The following is a 17,885-nucleotide window of genomic DNA, read 5'->3' on the forward strand; positions in this document are numbered from 1 at the left end:
CCTGTTCGCCGATAATCGAAGTCACGCATTGACGGTGAACGCTTCGATCGGCCGGTCGTATCCGCGCAGCTGCAACCGCCGCCGCGGTGAGCCTGCCACCAACTCGTCGGCCACTGCGGACGCGACGAGCAATTCCCCACCGGCGGCATGCTGTTGCATCCGCGCCGCGACGTTGACCGGGTCGCCGAGCGCGGTGAAATCGACCACCGCGTCCCCGACATTGCCGACGTAGGCGACACCCGCGTTGACCGCCACGCCCAGCTGCAGCCAAGGCCCCTCGTCGCCCCCGTACCCGACCGCGTCCAGCAGATCCCTCCCCGCCATCACCGCACGACGCCGGTAGTGGGGCCCGCTGATGCCCCGCACAAAGAAGGCCATGACCTCGTCGCCGATCAGCTTGTCGATCACCGCATCATGGCGCAGGAGCGTCTGCGTTGCGGCTGAGTAGAACCGGTTGAGCAACACGGCAAAGTCCGCGGCGTCGCCACGCCGGCCCAGCTCCGTGGAACCGCGAACGTCGGCGAACAACACCGCGACGTCCACCTCGGCGCCGCCCGGCGGAAGCGCGTCGCAACAGCGGCTGCACAAATTTGGGTTCTTGCGGGACGGGCTGAATCCGGCGGCAGCGAAAGCGCGTCCGACCAGCCCACCGAACGGGTTGTTGCACACCTTGCAACGCGGTTCGGACGGCAGATGGCGAAACACCCGCCGCGCCCTGACCAGAGACGCATGACCTTCCGTTAACACCCTGTCCCACGGCTGTTTTGGGGCTACAGCAGCGGTGTCGGGCGGGGAATCGAAAACAACCATGCCGAAATTGTCGACCCCGAGCCCTACCGGCACATGAGGCATCCGCCCCCAAAGCCGTCCGTTTGGCCGCCAACATCGGTTCGCCTGAACGCGCCTCGTTGACACCTATACAACGTGGCCATACATTGTTTGAAAGTTGTCCGCGCGCTTCGCGCGTCGCGGATTCCGGGCTAAGGAGACCGCCATGGCTGTCGGTACCGCTCCCGCAAGTGTTTTCGACGCCGATCTCCCCGCGTTGGACTACAACGCCGGGGAGACCCCCGCGGAGATCTACCCGCGCATCGAAGCCGTGCAGCGACAGGCCCCGATCGCGATCGGGCCATACGGACCCGCGGTGCTCTCGTACCCCCTGGTGCGCACTGTTCTTCGCGACACCCGATTCCAGATCCCGCCGGGCATCAATCTGCTCGTCCACGGCATCACGTCGGGCCCGTTGTGGGACAAGGTGGTCAACAGCTTGCTCTGCCTGGAAGGTGACGCGCACCATCGGCTGCGCGGTCTGACCTCCAAGGCATTCACCCCCAAAGCGACCCTGCGCCTGCACGACACGATGGCCGACCTGATGAACGAGCTCGTCGACGGCGTTGCCGACGCGGGGTGCTGCGACGTGGTCACCGCCATCGCCCGCCCCTACCCCGTGCCGATCATCTGCGCGCTGCTCGGCGCACCACGTGAGGATTGGCAACAGTTTTCGGTATGGGCCGACGAGATCTTCAAGGCCTTCAGCTTCAGTGCCGACATTCGCGAACTCGAGCCCGGCGTGATGCGCGCGTGGGGTGAGCTAGACGACTATGTCGACGGGATGGTCGCTCGACGCCGGCACAGCCTGACCGACGACCTGCTTTCCGATCTCATCCGCGCCGGGGAAGACGGAGATCGCCTCAACCCCGCCGAACTACGCATGCTTGCCGGAGGCCTGTTGTTGGCGGGAACAGACACCACCCGCAACCAGGTGGGCGCCTCGGTGCAAGTGCTGTGCGAGCACCCCGAGCAATGGGAACTTCTCACCGACCACCCCGAACTGGCGATGCGCGCGGTCGAGGAAACCATGCGCCACTCACCGATCGCCTGCGGGACGCTGCGGCTGGTGGTCGAGGATGCCGAGCTCGACGGGTACCTATTCCCGGCCGGCACCATGGTGTTGGTCAATACCGCTGCGGCCAACCGTGATCCCGATGTGTACGCCGACCCGCACCGCGTCGACATCACCCGCGAGGGGGTACCCCCGATCCTGACCTTCGGCGGTGGCATTCACTACTGCCTGGGCGCCAACCTGGCCCGCCGCGAGCTCGCCGAAGCGCTGAGGGTTCTGTCCCAACGGCTGGTGAACCCACGCATCGCCGGACCAGTGCCATGGAAGCCGATGGTGAGCTTGAGCGGACCGACTAGCCTGCCCATCGAGTTCGACGTGAATTGATAGGTGGCGTTCGGCCCGGCGGGTATGGTCCGAACGATGAAAGAGCGCAGGACATCCGACGGCGCGGTACTCGTTTCACCAGACAATTTCGCCCGGGCTGAAAGCGACTTGTATTTCGGCAATGTCGTCGCCGACGGCGGTTTCGGGACCTTCATGCACATCCGCGAGCTGACGCCACTGGACAATCAGCTGGTGGTGCGGCCCAACCGCGACACGCTGTATTCGGCGGGCGTCTTCGACCTCGAGGCCGGACCGTTGACGATATCGCTGCCGGATCCCGCCGGCCGGTTCATGTCGATGCAGCTGGTTACCGAAGACCACTACGTGCCGGCGGTGTGCTACGGGCAGGGCGAACACACCCTGACCCGCAACGACATCGGCACCCGGTACGTGGTGGCGATCGTTCGCACCCTCGTCGACCCCAATGACGACGCCGATCTGAACACCGTCCATCGACTTCAAGACGCTGTCGGGGTGCGACAGGACAACGCGGGTAGCTTCGAGATCCCGAAGTGGGACCCGGTCAGCCAGAAGGCCGTCCGGGACGCACTTGTTCAGCTGGGGGCCACGGTGCCTGATTCCGCAGCGATGTTCGGCGCCAAGAATGACGTCGACCCGGTACGGCACCTGATCGGCTCGGCAGTGGCATGGGGCGGCAATCCGGAAAAAGACGCCTTCTATTTCAGCGTCCATACACCCAACAATGACGGCGCCACGGTCTATCGACTCACCGTCGGCGAGGTGCCGGTCGACGGGTTCTGGTCGGTTACCGTCTATAACAAAGACGGCTACTTCACCCCGAACCCGCTCAACGCCTATTCGCTGAACAACATCACCGCGCAGCGGGACGGTGGCGGCGAGATCACCATTCAATTCGGCGGCTGCGATGCCGCGTCATCCAACTGCCTGCCGATCACTCCGGAATGGAATTACTTGGTCCGGCTGTACCGGCCGCATGAAGAGATCCTCAATGGCGGATGGACATTCCCAGCGGCCCAACCGGTTTCGTGATCGGCAATAGTGAGAAAGGCCGCACCAGTCGCGGTCGCACCGAACCCGTTTTACGCTCGTTGGTTACACGAAGTTAATGGGGGTTTGCTGATGCGTGCGGTCAAGGGGACATGTATGCCCAGGCGCCGGCTTGCCCTGCTCGGACCGGCGGCCTGTCTGGTCATCGCGTCCTGTTCGGAGACCGCGTCTCCACCGGCGATAACGACGACCTCGACTTCCACCTCGACGGCCAGCACCAGTTCGGCTCCCCCACCGTCGCCGGTGACTGGCCCCTTGGAGAAGGACTGGAAAAGCTACGGCGGAACGGCCTACTTCGGCTGCCCCGAGGAATTCTCGCTCAGCAAGTCCGCGCTCGAGGACATTCGTCCGAAAGTATTCGACACAAAAACAGGCCAGTACGTAGCGCCGCCCCTGCCCACGGTTCCCGTCGGCGAAAACGTCACCGGAGCCATGTGTGCGCTGGCGGGCACGGCGGACAACCTTTTGGTCGTCTACCTGGTGACGACCGTCAAAGCGGCGCAGCCGCCGGCACCCGAAGTCGCCAAGACCACCGCGTACGCCTTCGACTTCAAGACCGGACACCAGGTGGCTATGAAGGAGCTGCAGCCACCGGTTCCCGAGTTGACATTGACCGAGGCCAAGCAATGGCGGCTCGGCGCAACGACATCCGGTGCGGCATGGCTCAACGCCTTCACCGACGGACACGGCAGCACCTCGCCGCCACGGACCGTCATTCTGTCCGGTAGCGACTTGGCCATGGCGTGGAACGACCCTGCGGCCGCTCGCGTCTGGCAGGACGTGCTGTCGTTTCAGCGAAACACCCAGCCGGGCAAGCCCTCTGAAGTCCAGCTGCGCCGGCCGTCGGGCGAAGCGATCTATCAGGACAATGATGTGATCACGGTGGATGCCGAATTATCGGACGGTCCGGACAAGTTGGTGAAGATCACCCATCGAGACTCGCCCACCGTCGTGTCGACCATGTTTTTCGACCTGAACGCCAAGGCCGTGATCAAGGTAGGTGAATCCGATCGGATCTCCGGCGGTGGACTAACCGCGACGTTGTCGGATGGAAAGCTGTTCGTCGACGGCCGCGACTCGGCCGACTCGCAGTTCGGCTTCGGAGTGTGGAACCTGCGCACCCAGCACTGGGACTTGCTGAAGAATCGAGATGACGCCAAGGAGCTGCCGATCTCCAAAATGGCATTCTTCGGCGACCATCTCTACATCACGAACATCGGCGCAACGTACTCGGTGCTCGCCTTGCCTGCCCCCGATCCGGTCGCGACGAACTGGTCCGTCCGGCCCTTCGAGCGGATATCGGGATGGACGCTGGTCTGTCGCGGCGAAACCACCGCCGGTGGCGACTGCAAGGAGATCGTGATGGTGCAAGACCAGGACGGGCATTACCCCGGCCCCTGGTTCTAGGGCGGGCTCAACTCAGAGACCGATAACCTGCTTGGCGCGTTGAGTGTGCACCCACGGCTTTGCGGGTGGACAGCGCATAGCGCTGGAAATGCCATTATCAAAAAAGTGATAGTTCTTCTCGCATTGCGAGAGTACGTTACCGATGTATGAAAACGGTGCGCAGTTTCTGCCGTATTTGCACGTCGGTCTGCGGCATTCTGGTCGACGTCGACGGAGACGAGGTGGTCCGCGTTCGCGGCGACCAAGACCACCCGTTTTCGCGCGGTTACTGCTGCCCGAAGGGCCGGGCGCTGCCGCTGCTGCACCACCATCCGGACCGGCTGGAACGGCCGCGGATTCGGGTGGACGGGGCGCTGCAAGACACCAGCTGGGACACCTGTCTCGACGACCTGGGCACCCGACTCAAGGACATCATCGACCGCCACGGGCCCCAGTCGGTTGGCTTCTACTTCAGCACGATGGAAAGCGCCGGGTTCCGGATGGCCGAAGCCCTGCACGCCGCGATCGGCACACCCGCGAAGTTCAGCCCGCTGACCATCGACGGCACCGCCAAACCTCTGGTCTCCGATTTGGTGGGCGGATTCATGGGCCTGTCCGGCCGAACCGATTTGGACGAGTGCGATTTCCTGATGCTCGTCGGCGCCAACCCGGTGGTCTCCCACGGCCATGCGATCTCGATGCCCAACCCGACCGGCACGGTGCGCGCGATTGCCAGGCGCGGTCAGGTCTGGGTGATCGACCCGCGGCGCACCGAGACCGCGCGACTGGCCTCGGGCCATCTCGCACCGCGGCCCAGCACCGACCACGCGGTGCTGGCCTATCTGGTCCGCGAAGTTCTGCGCGACGGCATGAAATCGGATGTGCCGGTTCAAGGTATCGACGAACTGACTGCCGCGGTTGAGCCGTTCACTCTCGAACACACCGCGGCGTTCGCCGACGTTCCGGCGGCGGAGCTGACGCTGCTGCGTGAGGCGGTACGCGCCGCCAAATGCGTTGCGGTCGAGACCGGTACCGGCGTCACGATGACGGCCGAACGGGCCAACGTCACCCAGTGGCTCGCCTGGGTGCTGATGATCCTCACCGGCGCCATGAACCGGCCCGGCGGCACCTGGTTCCATCCCGGATTCGCTTACCAGCTCGAAACTTTCGGCGATCTGCTGCCGGTCACCCCAGTCGAGGGATCATTCGGCCCCGGTCCGCGCAGCCGCCCGGAGGCCCAGGCGTTCATCAACGAATGGCCGTGCGCGGTACTGCCCGACGAGATCGCGGCCGGGAACATCCGCGCCCTGATCAACGTCGGCGGCAGCCTGGTCACGTCGTTTCCCGAAACGGGCAAGTTGATCCCCGCGCTGCAGAACCTGGAAGTCTTCGCCACTACCGAGATCATCAACAACGAGACCACCGAGTTGGCCACCCACGTGCTGCCGACCAAGGATCCGCTGGAACGTCCCGACATCACCATTCACGACATCCTGAGCTCGCAGGTGTCGGTGCAATACAGCTGCGCGGTCGTCGATCCGGTCGGTGAGCGGCGATCGATGTGGTGGGTCTTCGCCGAAATCGGCAGGCGGCTGGGCTACGACCTAAGCAGTCTCGGCGACCCCGACACCAGCACCGACGACGACGTGCTCGCCGTCCTGCTGGCCGGAGCCCGCACCAAGTACGACGAAGTGGCCGCCACGGGCTGGGCGGAAGCGCCGCGCGAGCTTCCGGCGGCGTGGGTCGAGGAGCACGTCGGGCGGATGGGCGGCTGGCGGCTGGCGCCACCGCTGCTCGTCGATCAACTCGCCGCTCTCGAGCCGACCCCGCCGCTGGTGATGGTGCCGCGCCGGCAGCGCCGAAAGCTGAACGGGCAACTCGACTTTCTCGGCGAAGCCGCCGAGATCCTGATCAGCCCGCAGGACGGCGCCGCCGCGGGCGTCGTCAGCGGCCGTCGGGTAACCGTGCGCAGCGCCAACGGAGAGTTGACCGGCATCGCGAAGGTCGACGAAGCGATGCGACGCGGAGCGGTGTCGATCCCGCACGGCCACCACGATGCCAACGTCAATCGACTGACCAACAAAGACGACATCGACGTGGTGACCGGCATGGTGCGCTATTCCGGCATAGCCGTCAGCCTGCATCCTGCCTGAGATATCAAGAGCGTCAAGCATTTAGCCGCCGATTGGCCTGGGTGCCATCAGGTCGCCAAGAGATCCAGATAGCGCTGCAAAGTTCCGGCCTGCACCGTTTGCCGCTGCTCCAGCAACATCACACAGCGCAGGGCCAAGTCGAACGACCGATAGCAGTAGTGCGTGATGACGGCGAGATGCCTGAGTTGCTCGTCGCTCATCGAGTCCGCGCGGGTGAAGTCCCGCACGTAGACGATGTCAGCCTCCAGCAGCTGGTTGACGGGCTGGCGCGGATCCACGCACGGCGCAATCGGCCACAGCTTGATCGCGGGAAAGCAGTGCGGCACAAATCCCTGACCACGTAGCTCGGAATCTATGTCACCGAGAGTTGGCTGGTCCTTGTACAGGCTCACGAACGAAACCTCGGTCTGGATCGCCACTGTCTCAGCGAGTTTGACTGTCCCCCCTTGAAACACCGCGAGTTCGCCCCCTTGAACGTCAACCTTCAGGAAGTCGATGTGTTCAATTTCATCGATGTCATCGAGTCGGCGGGCTTGCACGGGTAGCCGTTGCACCACTTCCGCCGGGAGCTTGAGATACTCGAACACGTCCAGCGCCGCCGGGTCCGGTTCCAACAGGCTTGTCATCCCGGATCCACGACATACGTTGAGCGTGTGCGCATTTCCATCACCCACCGCACACGGGAGATAACGCTCGTGTGGGCCTTGGCGTCCCAGCAGCGTGTGCAGCGGTTGGTGCTGAGGCTCGAATCCCGTCACACGACATAGTCCCGCGCCAAGCATCGGCGTGTAAGGCGGTTCGGAATCGATCGGATTCGCACCGACGTCGACGACCTCGGTGCGGCGCTGCGGGGCCAGCAGGTTGTAGAAATCGGCGATTTCGCCAATGCCTTCCGGAAGGTTACCCGCCACCACGGAGTCAAGTATAGGTATACGACGCTTGCCTCCTCGAAAAGGCGAATCGCACAATAAGTCCGACACTAACCACGCAGATTCGGCCAGCCGGTCAGCAAGCTATGTATCAATTATGTTGCGACTGAGCTGCGGGAATGTCGCATAGTGTTTAATGTAAATAACTCTTGGCGCGGGAAAGCGCCGCACGAAAAATGCTGATGTAATTTTAATTAAGTCGCCCAACGTTGGACGATTCCCCCCACTCCCCGAGATGGAGGAATCCAATGTACAAACGTGAAACCGAACAATGCCGCAAGTGCCAGGGGCTCGCCGATGCCCTGGTCTGGTACCAGTACTCCTCGCGGGGAGACACGGTCGGGCGGATCATCCACCGGATCCGGTGCCGGAGCAATTGCATGGGACTGGTCGTGCACGGCCCTGGGGCACGCAGCTAATTCAGGCCGGCAGTAGATAGGCGACCGGTCGGCTACTATTGTCGTATGCCGCGGCCGCCGAATCCCGACGTGCGCCGTCGCCTTCTTGCGGCGGGCCTCGAACTGGTGCACGCACGCGGCTTCTCCGCCAGTGGCGTCAAAGACATCACCGATGCGGCTGGTGTGCCGAAAGGCTCGTTCTACGCCTACTTTCCGAGCAAGGAGGCTTTCGCCGCCGCGGTCCTCGCCCACCATTGGTCCGACATCGAAACGCGTTTGCTGCCAATGCTTGACGCGGACGGCACGGCGCAGCAACGAATCACCCGCTTCTTCCATGCACTCGCCGATGAACACGAGTCGGGCGATTTCCTGCTCGGCTGCCTGGTCGGCAATCTGTCCCTCGAACTCGGCGGTTGCAGCGAGCAGGTTCGTGCCGAGCTCGTTCGCATTCTCGACCGTTGGGACTCGGCCCTGACGGCGTGTGTGCGTTCCGGCCAGCGTGGCGCCGATGGCATCCGCGCAGATCTGGACGCGGCCGAGCTCGCCTCGCTACTAATCGAATCGTGGGAGGGCGCGGCCCTGCGCGGGAAGGTGACCCGCAGCCGAGCCCCGTATGAACGATTCGAAACGGTCACGGTGCCGTCAGTTCTGCGCTGATCCCGGTGTGATCGGGGAGACTCCACCACCTCTTGATTTATAGACGACTGGTCATCTATTCTTGGAGCACTACGAGCGTAAGGATCACCTCGATGGCCGACTTGTCTAGGTACGCCGAACCGGAGAACCCAGGGCTGCCAAGCGCCCACTTCCAGCTCGATCACCAGCGTGCCGCACTCGTCATCACCGACCCGCAGGTTGATTTCCTCAGCCCCGAAGGGGTCTCGTGGCCGGTGTTCGGTGAGAGTGTCCGCGACAACAACACCGTCGCGCACATCGGTGAACTGTTCGGAGCCGCGAAGCTTGCGGGTGTCACCGTCGCGGTGTCGCCGCACTACTTCTACCCGACGGACAGCCAGTGGCGGTTTGGTGATCCGCTCGAACAATTCATGATCAACGTCGGCATGTTCGGGCGCCGGGACGCGTACGCAACGGACGGCTTCGCCGGGTCCGGAGCCGACTTCCTGCCCGACTACCAGCACCACATTCACGACGGCCGAACCGTGATCGCCTCTCCGCACAAAATCGTCGGCCCCGAGTCCAACGACTTGGTGCTGCAGTTGCGCAAGCGCGGGGTCAGCCAGGTCGTCCTGGCAGGAATGGCGGCCAATCTGTGTGTCGAGGGGCACCTGCGCGAACTCATCGAACAGGGCTTCGAGGTGGCAGTCGTCAAGGACGCCACGGCGGGCCCACGACTGCCCGAAGGCGACGGCTACCTGGCCGCGCTGGTGAACTTTCGATTCCTCGCCAGCGTGGTGTGGACCACCGCCGAGGCGGTCACCCAGCTAACGAAACATGTTGTCACCGAATATCTTTTGACCAACAAGGAGGTCGAACAAAATGGAAACCATTGAAAATCTGAACCAGCACAAATTCGCCCTGAACAACGGTGCCGAGATTCCGGCACTCGGGTTCGGCACATTGCTTTCCGACCCCAACCAAACGCGCACTGCCGTTAAGACCGCGGTCGAGGTTGGGTTCCGCCACCTCGACGCCGCCGAACGCTATCGCAACGAAGCGCAAATCGGCGCGGCGCTCAAGGAGTTGTTCGCCGAGGGAACGGTCCGGCGTGAGGACCTCTTCGTGACCACGAAGCTGTGGAACAACAACCACCAGCCCAAACGAGTCAGGCCCGCGTTGCAGGCCAGCCTGGACCGACTAGGGCTGGACGCCGTTGATCTCTATCTCGTGCACACACCATTCGCCTTCGCACCCGGCGACGACCAGGATCCCCGCGACGCGCACGGAGCCGTCGTCTACGACGACGCAGTCACGTTGGAAGAGACCTGGGGCGCGATGGAAACCCTTGTCGACGAGGGACTTACCCGAACGATCGGCTTGTCGGATATCAGTGTTGAAGGCACCCGAAAGATCATCGACGCCGCCCGGATCAAGCCGGCGGTCGTCCAGGTCGAGTCACATCCCTATCACCCGCAATGGGAGCTGCACGAATTCCTTGAAACACAAGGCATCGTCATGTTGGCCTTCGCACCGCTGGGGCATGCGCTGGAGCCGCGACTGCTCGACGATCCGCTGATCGTCGAGATGGCCCGTCGGTTCGAAAAGACCCCTGCACAAGTGTTGCTGGCGTGGGGCATTCAGCGTGGCAGTGCTGTTCTCACATCGTCGGCCAACCCGCAACGCATTCGCGAAAACGCCGATGTCACCGCCCTTCCCGAAAGTGGGATCCGTGAGATCAACGAGCGCCTCGACACTCGCCATCGATTCAATTCCGTTCCAGACACTGGAGTTCCGGGATTTATAAGTCGTTGAGGCGGCGCGCATAGGTCGAATGTGCTGCGCGTGGCGAGAGTGCGTTCATAAAATGCGACATGGGCGTCGGCGCGATCCCGGCCTTCGTTCTGGTCAGCTCGCGGGCGAGCGTCTGCGCGCCGCCGGAAGCTAGACCAGCTGCAGACACTGTGAGTTAGGCGGTCACGTGAAAGCTTGGCAGGTCCACGGAATCGGCGAGCCGACCGATGTTTTGCGCGAAGTAGACCGGGATCTGCCGAGCCCGGGCGCCGAGCAAGTACGAATCCGCGTCGCGGCGGCGGGCCTCGGACTACCCGATGTGCTGATGTGTCGGGGCAGCTACCCGTTGACTCCCCCGCTGCCGTTTACACCCGGGCAGGAATTGGTCGGCGCCGTCACCGCGGTCGGACCGGGCGTCGACATCGCAATCGGCACCCGCGTGCTGGGTGTCAGTGACTTCGTCAGTGGCAACGGATCCTTCGCCGCCGAAGCCCTCGCGCACGCGAGCACCGTGTTCCCGGCTCCCGCCGGGATGGACGACTCCGCCGCGGCAGGATTTTGGATCCCCAACATGACGGCATGGATCGGCCTGATCGATCGCGGCGGACTCGAAGCGGGCGAACGCCTGGCGGTGCTCGGCGCCGCGGGCGGCAGTGGAATCGCGGCAGTCCAACTCGGGAAGGCTCGAGGCGCACGGGTACTCGCCGTCGTCAGCGACCAGCAGAGAGCAGAATTCTGTCGGTCCTTGGGCGCCGACCACGTTGTCGTCGCCCATGGCGAAACCGCTTCTGACGGAACACCACTCGCACAGGCGCTGCGCGAAGCGACGGACTGGGCCGGCCTCGATGTGGTCTTCGATCCCGTCGGCGGTGCGCAGGGCACCGCGGCGATGGGCACCCTGGCCCGCGACGGCCGGCATCTAGCCGTCGGCTTCGCCAGCGGCACCTGGCCAACCCCCGAGGTACCAATGATGGTCATGACGAATACGACCCTGGTTGGTGTGCTCGCGGCGGGCTACCGCCGCGAGCATCTCGAAGGGATCCTGCGCGGCCTCGAGGAATTGATCGACACCGGTGCTCTCCGGCACACGGTCGGTGAAACCTTGTCGTTCAACGACATCCCCAAAGCGCTCACGCGCCTTGGGGAACGAAAAGTCCTCGGAAAGATCGTCGCGGCAATCGACGGCAGTTGAGTGGCCAGGTGCGGCACACCCCGCCGCGGCTTGCGACTTGCACTGGTTGCTGCAGAACGTCGCCGAGAGGTTGCGACTGCTGTCGACGAATCCGTGATGGCAGTTCGTTCTGGATGTTGGTCGACCACGGGAGGGCCGAATTATGTCCCTCAGACCCGGGCGGACAGCCTGATCTGTGCGTCGAGGCACGATCCCAGGCGTTCGTCGACTGGCACCGGGGCGCCCGAACCTGGCGGGATGTGCTGCGAACCGGCGATATCACCGTCAGTGCCCACAGTCGCTTCGTCGCGCATTTCCGAAATGGAACCTGCATGCGCCCGTCGCCCCGGCCTCTAGCCAATTGGCGGGCTGAGCCATGGCTGGTTCGTCCGCCGCTTGCGGGACCAGGCTCGGTAGGCGAGGTAGCCCACCGACACAGCGAGGCCTCCGGTACTGATCAGGCCCAGCATCGTTCCGCGGGTGCATGCATTCAGTACGAACAGGGCCAGGAACAGCACGGCCATCCCGGTGTAGAACGCCGTCCCATACCGGACTCCGGTAGCCGTGTCGACAGCGCTGATCGCCGCCGTCGTCAGTTCGAACGGTTGCCCCGGCGGGGGCGCCGCAGTGCTGAGCCCAGCAGTCAATCCTCGCCACTGGACGGCTGCCTGTAGCAGCTGGTCGGCGGACACCTTCAGCTCGTTCGTCCCCATCCGCCGAACTTTAGGGCGGGTGCGTGCCGGCCGGTAATCACCCAATAGCGCCTGGGCAAACCGACATTCACAAGTCGTGGACGTCTACGGGCCAGCAACGCTGAGGTCACAGGATGCGCCTAGGGCGCAGACCCCCTCGGCGGACGGGAAATATGCCTTGAGCTGCAACAATTTTGGTGGCAGGTACTGGATTCGAACCAGTGTAGGCGTAAGCCGACGGATTTACAGTCCGCTCCCATTGGCCGCTCGGGCAACCTGCCGCCTAGCAGGGTACAACGAGCGGGTAGACAATTCACAAACGGCTAGGAGCAACGAGGAAGGGCGATTGCATGGCGGACTCATCGTTCGACATCGCCAGCAAGTTCGATCGGCAAGAGGTGGACAACGCACTCAACCAGGCCGCCAAGGAGTTGGCCACCCGCTTCGACTTTCGCGGCACCGACACCACGATCGTGTGGAAGGGCGACGAGGGCGTCGAACTGACCTCGTCGACCGAGGAGCGCGTCAAGGCCGCGGTCGACGTATTCAAGGAAAAGCTCATTCGTCGCGACATCTCCATGAAGGCCTTCGACGCGGGCGAGCCGCAGGCCTCGGGCAAGACCTTCAAGGTCAGCGGGACTCTCAAGCAAGGCATCGACAGCGAGAACGCCAAGAAGATCACCAAGCTGATCCGCGACGACGGGCCCAAATCCGTCAAGACGCAGATCCAGGGCGACGAGATCCGGGTGACCAGCAAGAAGCGGGACGACCTGCAGGCGGTCCAAGCGCTGCTCAAGCAGGCCGACGTGGCGGTGGCGCTGCAGTTCGTGAACTACCGCTAGCCAGCGCTCCTGCATTCGGTTCGTGCAGTAAACTGCACTGCACGAACCGAATGCAGGAGCTTGCCATGAAGCCCACGGTCGCCGAGCTGGACGCCGCGAACCGGCGCCTGCGCGACAGCGCCCACGCCGTGGGCGTCGCCCTGTCCTCGGTCACGGTGTACACCGAGCCCGCCGTCGCTCGCGCCGTGCAGGCCGAACTGAACCTCTACGCCCGTATCGAAGCCGAGTTCGGGATGCTGACCAGCACTGAAGCGGGCAAACGGATGGGGTCGCGATCCAGCGCCCCCCGCAATCTGGCCACCACCGCGCGGCGCAACAAGACGCTGGTGGCGGTCCGCCAGGGAAATTACCTCTCCTATCCCGGCTTTCAGTTCGGCCCGGACGGAAAGCCGCTGGCCGTGATCGCACGTCTGCTCCAGGTGGCCGACGACAGCGGCTGGTCGGAGGCGGGTCTGGTCCAGTGGCTCTGCTCGCCGACCAGCTACCTGGACGAGGCCCGGCCCGTCGACCATCTCGTCACTGATCCGGACCGCGTCGTCGCGGTCGCCGGGGAGGCTCTGGCCGTCTCTTGGTAAGAGGATCAGTGAGGCGACCGCCGAACCCCTTCGACCCGGCCACCGACACCCTGCCGGAAGGGCACCTGCTCTACCGGGTCCTGTCAGCCACCCGAACCGCCACCGACTTCAACCCCGGCTACGGCGCGCGGACCCGGTTCGGCTTCTTCGGCGCGCCGGTGGTGCCGATCATGTACGCGGCCGACACCGAAGACGCGGCCATCGCCGAGACGCTGCTGCACGACATCCCGGCCTCCGGCGGCCTACTGCCGTACGACCAATACGCGACCAAGGTGCTGGTCCGGCTCAAGGTCGAGCGGCAGCTGCGCGTCGCCGTTCTGCACGGCACCGGGCTGCGGCGCCTGAAGGTGACCGCCAGCGAACTCACCTCAAGCCCGGCCTCCAGCTATGCCAGCACGGTGCGCTGGGCGCAGGCCGCGCATGACGCCGGGTTCGACGGGCTGGTGTGGATGTCCCGGCAATGCAACGACACCTTGGCGTACGTCTTTTTCGGCGACCGGTGCGCTCAGGCATTTACCCAGGACCCGTCGCACGCACGCATCTTCGCCAGCCCCGCCGACCAGATCTGGCTGATCGACCGGTGCGCGCCCTGGCACGTCGACGTGCTGATGGAGCCGTCGTAACACGCACTAGTCAGGGCTGCTGGCCCCGCCAACCGGTGGGTGCCTAATGTAGTGGCGAGTCCCACACCCCAAGCGAGGTTCACGATGACCGTGACTCCCCAGCAGGCCGCCGGCCGTGCGCCGGCCGAGGCCGGCTACTACGACGTCGTCATCATCGGCGCCGGCATCTCCGGCATCGGCGCGGCTTACCGAATCGCCGAGCGCAACCCCTATTTGACGTACGCGGTCCTGGAGCGCCGCGCGCAGATCGGCGGGACCTGGGATCTGTTCCGGTATCCCGGTGTGCGCTCGGACAGCAGCATCTTCACGCTGTCGTTTCCCTTCGAGCCCTGGACCCGGAAGGAAGGCGTCGCCGACGGCGAGCACATCCGCGAGTACCTGGCAGCCACCGCGCACAAGCACGGCATCGACCGCCACATCAAGTGCAACAGCTATGTCCGTTCTGCCGACTGGGATTCGTCGACCGACACCTGGACGATCACCGTCGAGCAAGCCGGCGTCCCCACGATCTACCGCAGCAGGTTCGTATTCTTCGCCTCCGGCTACTACAACTACGACGAGGGTTACACCCCGGAGTTTCCCGGCATCGAGCGGTTCGGCGGCACCGTCGTCCATCCCCAGCACTGGCCCGAAGATCTGGACTACGCCGGCAAGAAGGTTGTGGTGATCGGCAGCGGCGCCACCGCGGTCACCCTGCTCCCCTCGCTGTCGCAGCGGGCCGCGAAAGTGACCATGCTGCAGCGCTCGCCGACCTATCTGATCTCGGCACCGAAGTACAGCAGGGTCACGACTGTCGCGCGTGCCCTGTTGCCGCGCAAAGCTTCTCATCTGGCTATCCGGGTATACAACGCGTTGACCGAAGCGGTGTTCTTCTTTATCTCCCGCAAGCTGCCTGGCTTGATCAAGTCACTGCTGCGGCACAAGGCAGTCGATAGCCTGCCCGACGGGTACCAGGTCGACGTCCACTTCAAACCGCGATACAACCCGTGGGACCAGCGGATGTGCCTGATCCCCGACGCCGACTTGTACAACTCGATCGCGCAGGGCTGCGCCGAGGTCGTCACTGATCACATCGACCATTTCGACGCGACCGGTATCGCGCTGACATCCGGCACGCACCTCGACGCCGACATCATCGTCACCGCCACCGGCCTGCAACTGCAGGCTTTCGGCGGGGCAGCGATCAGCATCGACGGCGAAAAGGTCGACCACCGAGAACGTTTCGTCTACAAGGCGCACATGCTCGAAGACGTGCCCAACCTGTTCTGGTGTGTGGGCTACACGAACGCCTCCTGGACACTGCGGGCCGACATCACGGCCCGTGCTACGGCAAAGCTGATGGCGCACATGGCTTCTCACGGCTACACCCATGCCTATCCGCACCTGGGCAACGAGCCGATGGGCGTGAAGCCGTCCTGGGACATCAACGCTGGATTCGTCAAGCGCTCGGCGCATCAGTTGCCCAAGTCGGGCACCAAGCGGCCGTGGAACGTGCGGCAGAACTACCTCGCCGACGCCCTCGATTACCGGTTCGACAGGATCGAGGAGGCAATGGAATTCGGCCGCGTCGCCGACCGGGCGTCGGTCGCGGGCTAGACCGCTATCCTGCCGCCGGCGGCCTGGCCATGACCGACGGCTTGAACCCGTAGGTCGGAGCGTTGCGCCAGACGCTTTGTTGGCCCATCGACCCGAACGGCGCCATCGGCAGTGCGTTCATCCCGTTCGCGGCCACCGGAGCCCCTGTCGCCGCGCTGACCAGAGTCGGCATCCCCGGGTTGGTCACCGCGGTCACCGGGGCCCAGCTGGGCGGGACCGACAGCGCGCCTATCGGAATCGCACGCCCCACACCGGCTGCCGCCGCCCCGGCGTTCCCCAGGCCGGCACCGGCCGCGCCCAACGCATTGGCACCGCCCTCAACCGCCTTCACCGCAGCCGGCACCGCCGCCTTCGCGAACGAGCTCATCGCCGTGATGCCATTGCTGATCTGGCCGAAGGACTGTGCGGTCTGCACGCCCACCTGGCCCGAAGAGATATAGGGGACAAAGTATTTCGAGTACATCGCGGCGAGGTCGTCGAACGGCGTGTTGGCCGAGATCCAATCATCGATCGGCTTGAGGTTGCCGAAGGTGGCTTGAGGCGGACTGTTTGGCGTGTCCGCGCTTGCCGCCAGTTCCTGGGCACCGTTCTGGGACGAGTTGGCAACGGCTTGCGCGACGGCGGCTTCCTGTTGGCCCGCCGCGGCCGGGTCGACCGCTTCGGTTGGCTCCTCGAAGTCGCTGAACTGTGTCGCGGTCACCGAGGACGCCACATATCCATACATCGCCGCGGCATCTTGCGCCCACATCTCGTAGTACTCCGCCTCTACGGCCGCGATAGCAGCGGTGTTCTGCCCTAACACATTCGTCGCAATCAGCTCCGCCAGCAGCAGGCGGTTGGTCGCGATCACCGGTGGGGGCACCGCCGCGGCAAACGCCGCCTCGAACGCGGCCGCGGCCGTCGCCGCCTGGCTGCCCGCCAGCTCGGCGCTCACGGCACTGCTTTGTAGCCACGCCACACACGGAGCCGTCGCCGCTGCCAGCGCCAACGCCGACGGGCCCGACCACGGACCACTGGTCAGCGCGGAAATGATCGACTGAAAAGAAGACGCATTGAGGTGCAACTCGGCGGCCAGCCCATCCCAGCCCGCCGCGGCGGCCAACAACGAACCCGGCCCCGGGCCGGCGTACAGACGCCCCGAGTTGATCTCCGGAGGCAACAGCGCGTAGTCCATGTCGCTATCCCTGCCTGCTCAGAGCGCCGACGCCGCGGCGCTGGCCGCTTCGGTGGCCGCGTAGGAGCCAGCGCTCTCCGCCAGCGTGGCCGCCAGCAGCTGATGAATCGCGACAGCCCTGGCCGCCAGCGCCTGGTACCGCACCGCATGGGCGGCAAACTGCACCGCCGTCCGCGCGGATACCTCGTCGGCGGCCGCGGGAACGACCCCGGTGGTCGGGCCGGCGGCGGCCGCATTGCCGACGCCCAGCGCCGCGGTGATCGACGCGAGATTGCTCGCCGACGACGACAGCGCCTCTGGATAGACAGTTACGAAGGACATACCGTTTCCCTTCAGCGATTCATGTGTCCGGTTGCCGCGAAACGCTAAACGAGGGCCCCGGAAATTGAAGGGGCTCGATTGCTTGAAATTGACGCTGAACTTGCGCTTTCGCCAACACTCATACTGATTTTTAGTGACACGAGTTTCGGCACCGATTAATGCGTCAACCCATGTGGAGACGTCTGGCCAGTAGCTTTGAGTGGCTTCGCATTTGAACGAGATCGCGACAATGCCTGTCTTATGGTTTCGATATAGCCGCGGCAATTTGCCTTACAAAACTAATTAACCTCGCCGGGAACTTATGAACTATCGGTGCGCGGGATACATTTGCCGCTCCGGGTTCTTATCAAACGCAAAAGT

The 17,885-nt window shown here is 64.3% G+C and carries 18 protein-coding genes and 1 tRNA gene; 12 read left to right on the forward strand and 7 right to left on the reverse strand.

All coding sequences use genetic code 11. From position 1 onward, the window contains the following. Positions 1-21: 21 nt before the first annotated feature. A complete protein-coding gene (locus tag H7K34_RS20405; RefSeq protein ID WP_264063889.1) occupies positions 22-669 on the reverse strand; it encodes an adenylate/guanylate cyclase domain-containing protein in 648 nt (215 codons plus the stop codon). 325 nt (positions 670-994) lie between these two features. Between H7K34_RS20405 and H7K34_RS20410 the strand changes: the two genes are divergently transcribed. The 4 genes from H7K34_RS20410 (at position 995) to H7K34_RS20425 (ending at position 6,795) form a co-directional block, all read left to right on the forward strand. Further along, a complete protein-coding gene (locus tag H7K34_RS20410; RefSeq protein ID WP_264063890.1) occupies positions 995-2,227 on the forward strand; it encodes a cytochrome P450 in 1,233 nt (410 codons plus the stop codon). A gap of 36 nt (positions 2,228-2,263) precedes the next feature. Continuing rightward, positions 2,264-3,238 carry a DUF1254 domain-containing protein gene (locus tag H7K34_RS20415; protein ID WP_264063891.1) on the forward strand — a complete coding sequence of 325 codons (975 nt, stop codon included), beginning with the start codon at positions 2,264-2,266 and terminating at the stop codon, positions 3,236-3,238. A gap of 114 nt (positions 3,239-3,352) precedes the next feature. Next, a complete protein-coding gene (locus H7K34_RS20420) occupies positions 3,353-4,663 on the forward strand; it encodes a hypothetical protein (RefSeq protein ID WP_264063892.1) in 1,311 nt (436 codons plus the stop codon). Between the two features lie 146 nt (positions 4,664-4,809). Further along, a complete protein-coding gene (locus tag H7K34_RS20425) occupies positions 4,810-6,795 on the forward strand; it encodes a molybdopterin-containing oxidoreductase family protein (protein ID WP_264063893.1) in 1,986 nt (661 codons plus the stop codon). A 47-nt stretch (positions 6,796-6,842) separates the two neighbouring features. Here the strand turns inward: H7K34_RS20425 and H7K34_RS20430 are convergent, their stop codons facing one another. Then, complete coding sequence (locus H7K34_RS20430; protein ID WP_264063894.1) at positions 6,843-7,709, reverse strand: FkbM family methyltransferase; 867 nt, start codon at positions 7,707-7,709, stop codon at positions 6,843-6,845. A gap of 479 nt (positions 7,710-8,188) precedes the next feature. Between H7K34_RS20430 and H7K34_RS20435 the strand changes: the two genes are divergently transcribed. The 4 genes from H7K34_RS20435 to H7K34_RS20450 all read left to right on the forward strand — a co-directional run bounded on the left by H7K34_RS20435 (position 8,189) and on the right by H7K34_RS20450 (position 11,723). Next, positions 8,189-8,779 carry a TetR/AcrR family transcriptional regulator gene (locus H7K34_RS20435; protein WP_108926174.1) on the forward strand — a complete coding sequence of 197 codons (591 nt, stop codon included), beginning with the start codon at positions 8,189-8,191 and terminating at the stop codon, positions 8,777-8,779. Between the two features lie 92 nt (positions 8,780-8,871). Next, complete coding sequence (locus tag H7K34_RS20440) at positions 8,872-9,633, forward strand: cysteine hydrolase family protein (RefSeq protein WP_264063895.1); 762 nt, start codon at positions 8,872-8,874, stop codon at positions 9,631-9,633. Beyond that, positions 9,620-10,552: an aldo/keto reductase gene (locus H7K34_RS20445; protein ID WP_264063896.1), complete on the forward strand. Its 933-nt coding sequence runs from the start codon at positions 9,620-9,622 to the stop codon at positions 10,550-10,552. Before H7K34_RS20440 ends, H7K34_RS20445 begins: the two co-directional genes overlap by 14 nt. A gap of 166 nt (positions 10,553-10,718) precedes the next feature. After that, positions 10,719-11,723, forward strand: coding sequence for a zinc-binding dehydrogenase (locus H7K34_RS20450; RefSeq protein ID WP_264063897.1), 1,005 nt, complete (start codon positions 10,719-10,721; stop codon positions 11,721-11,723). A 149-nt stretch (positions 11,724-11,872) separates the two neighbouring features. Here H7K34_RS20450 and H7K34_RS20455 read toward each other — a convergent pair whose 3' ends face one another. The 3 genes from H7K34_RS20455 to H7K34_RS20465 form a co-directional block, all read right to left on the reverse strand. After that, positions 11,873-12,016, reverse strand: a complete 144-nt coding sequence (locus H7K34_RS20455; RefSeq protein WP_264063898.1) for a hypothetical protein — start codon at positions 12,014-12,016, stop codon at positions 11,873-11,875. A 39-nt stretch (positions 12,017-12,055) separates the two neighbouring features. Then, on the reverse strand, positions 12,056-12,226 hold the full coding sequence (locus H7K34_RS20460) for a hypothetical protein (protein WP_264064809.1): 171 nt from the start codon (positions 12,224-12,226) through the stop codon (positions 12,056-12,058). 363 nt (positions 12,227-12,589) lie between these two features. Next, positions 12,590-12,675 (reverse strand) — tRNA-Tyr (locus H7K34_RS20465). Positions 12,676-12,744: 69 nt separating this feature from the next. On the opposite strand from H7K34_RS20465, the gene H7K34_RS20470 reads away from it, so the two are divergent. The 4 genes from H7K34_RS20470 (at position 12,745) to H7K34_RS20485 (ending at position 16,030) form a co-directional block, all read left to right on the forward strand. After that, entirely contained in the window at positions 12,745-13,236 is a 492-nt protein-coding gene (locus H7K34_RS20470) for a YajQ family cyclic di-GMP-binding protein (protein ID WP_264063899.1), read from the forward strand. Between the two features lie 65 nt (positions 13,237-13,301). Beyond that, positions 13,302-13,811: a hypothetical protein gene (locus H7K34_RS20475; protein ID WP_264063900.1), complete on the forward strand. Its 510-nt coding sequence runs from the start codon at positions 13,302-13,304 to the stop codon at positions 13,809-13,811. Between the two features lie 8 nt (positions 13,812-13,819). After that, positions 13,820-14,434 (forward strand): RES family NAD+ phosphorylase, encoded by a 615-nt coding sequence (locus tag H7K34_RS20480; protein ID WP_264063901.1) that lies wholly within the window; start codon positions 13,820-13,822, stop codon positions 14,432-14,434. A gap of 84 nt (positions 14,435-14,518) precedes the next feature. Beyond that, positions 14,519-16,030 carry a flavin-containing monooxygenase gene (locus tag H7K34_RS20485; protein WP_264063902.1) on the forward strand — a complete coding sequence of 504 codons (1,512 nt, stop codon included), beginning with the start codon at positions 14,519-14,521 and terminating at the stop codon, positions 16,028-16,030. 4 nt (positions 16,031-16,034) lie between these two features. Here the strand turns inward: H7K34_RS20485 and H7K34_RS20490 are convergent, their stop codons facing one another. Together H7K34_RS20490 and H7K34_RS20495 are read right to left on the reverse strand one after the other, a co-directional pair. Next, positions 16,035-17,204: a PPE family protein gene (locus H7K34_RS20490; RefSeq protein ID WP_264063903.1), complete on the reverse strand. Its 1,170-nt coding sequence runs from the start codon at positions 17,202-17,204 to the stop codon at positions 16,035-16,037. 18 nt (positions 17,205-17,222) lie between these two features. Further along, positions 17,223-17,525, reverse strand: a complete 303-nt coding sequence (locus H7K34_RS20495) for a PE family protein (RefSeq protein ID WP_264063904.1) — start codon at positions 17,523-17,525, stop codon at positions 17,223-17,225. Positions 17,526-17,885: the final 360 nt, after the last annotated feature.

Origin of the sequence: Mycobacterium montefiorense (assembly GCF_025823255.1) — a bacterium.
In the GTDB taxonomy this organism is placed as follows: Bacteria; Actinomycetota; Actinomycetes; order Mycobacteriales; family Mycobacteriaceae; genus Mycobacterium; species Mycobacterium montefiorense.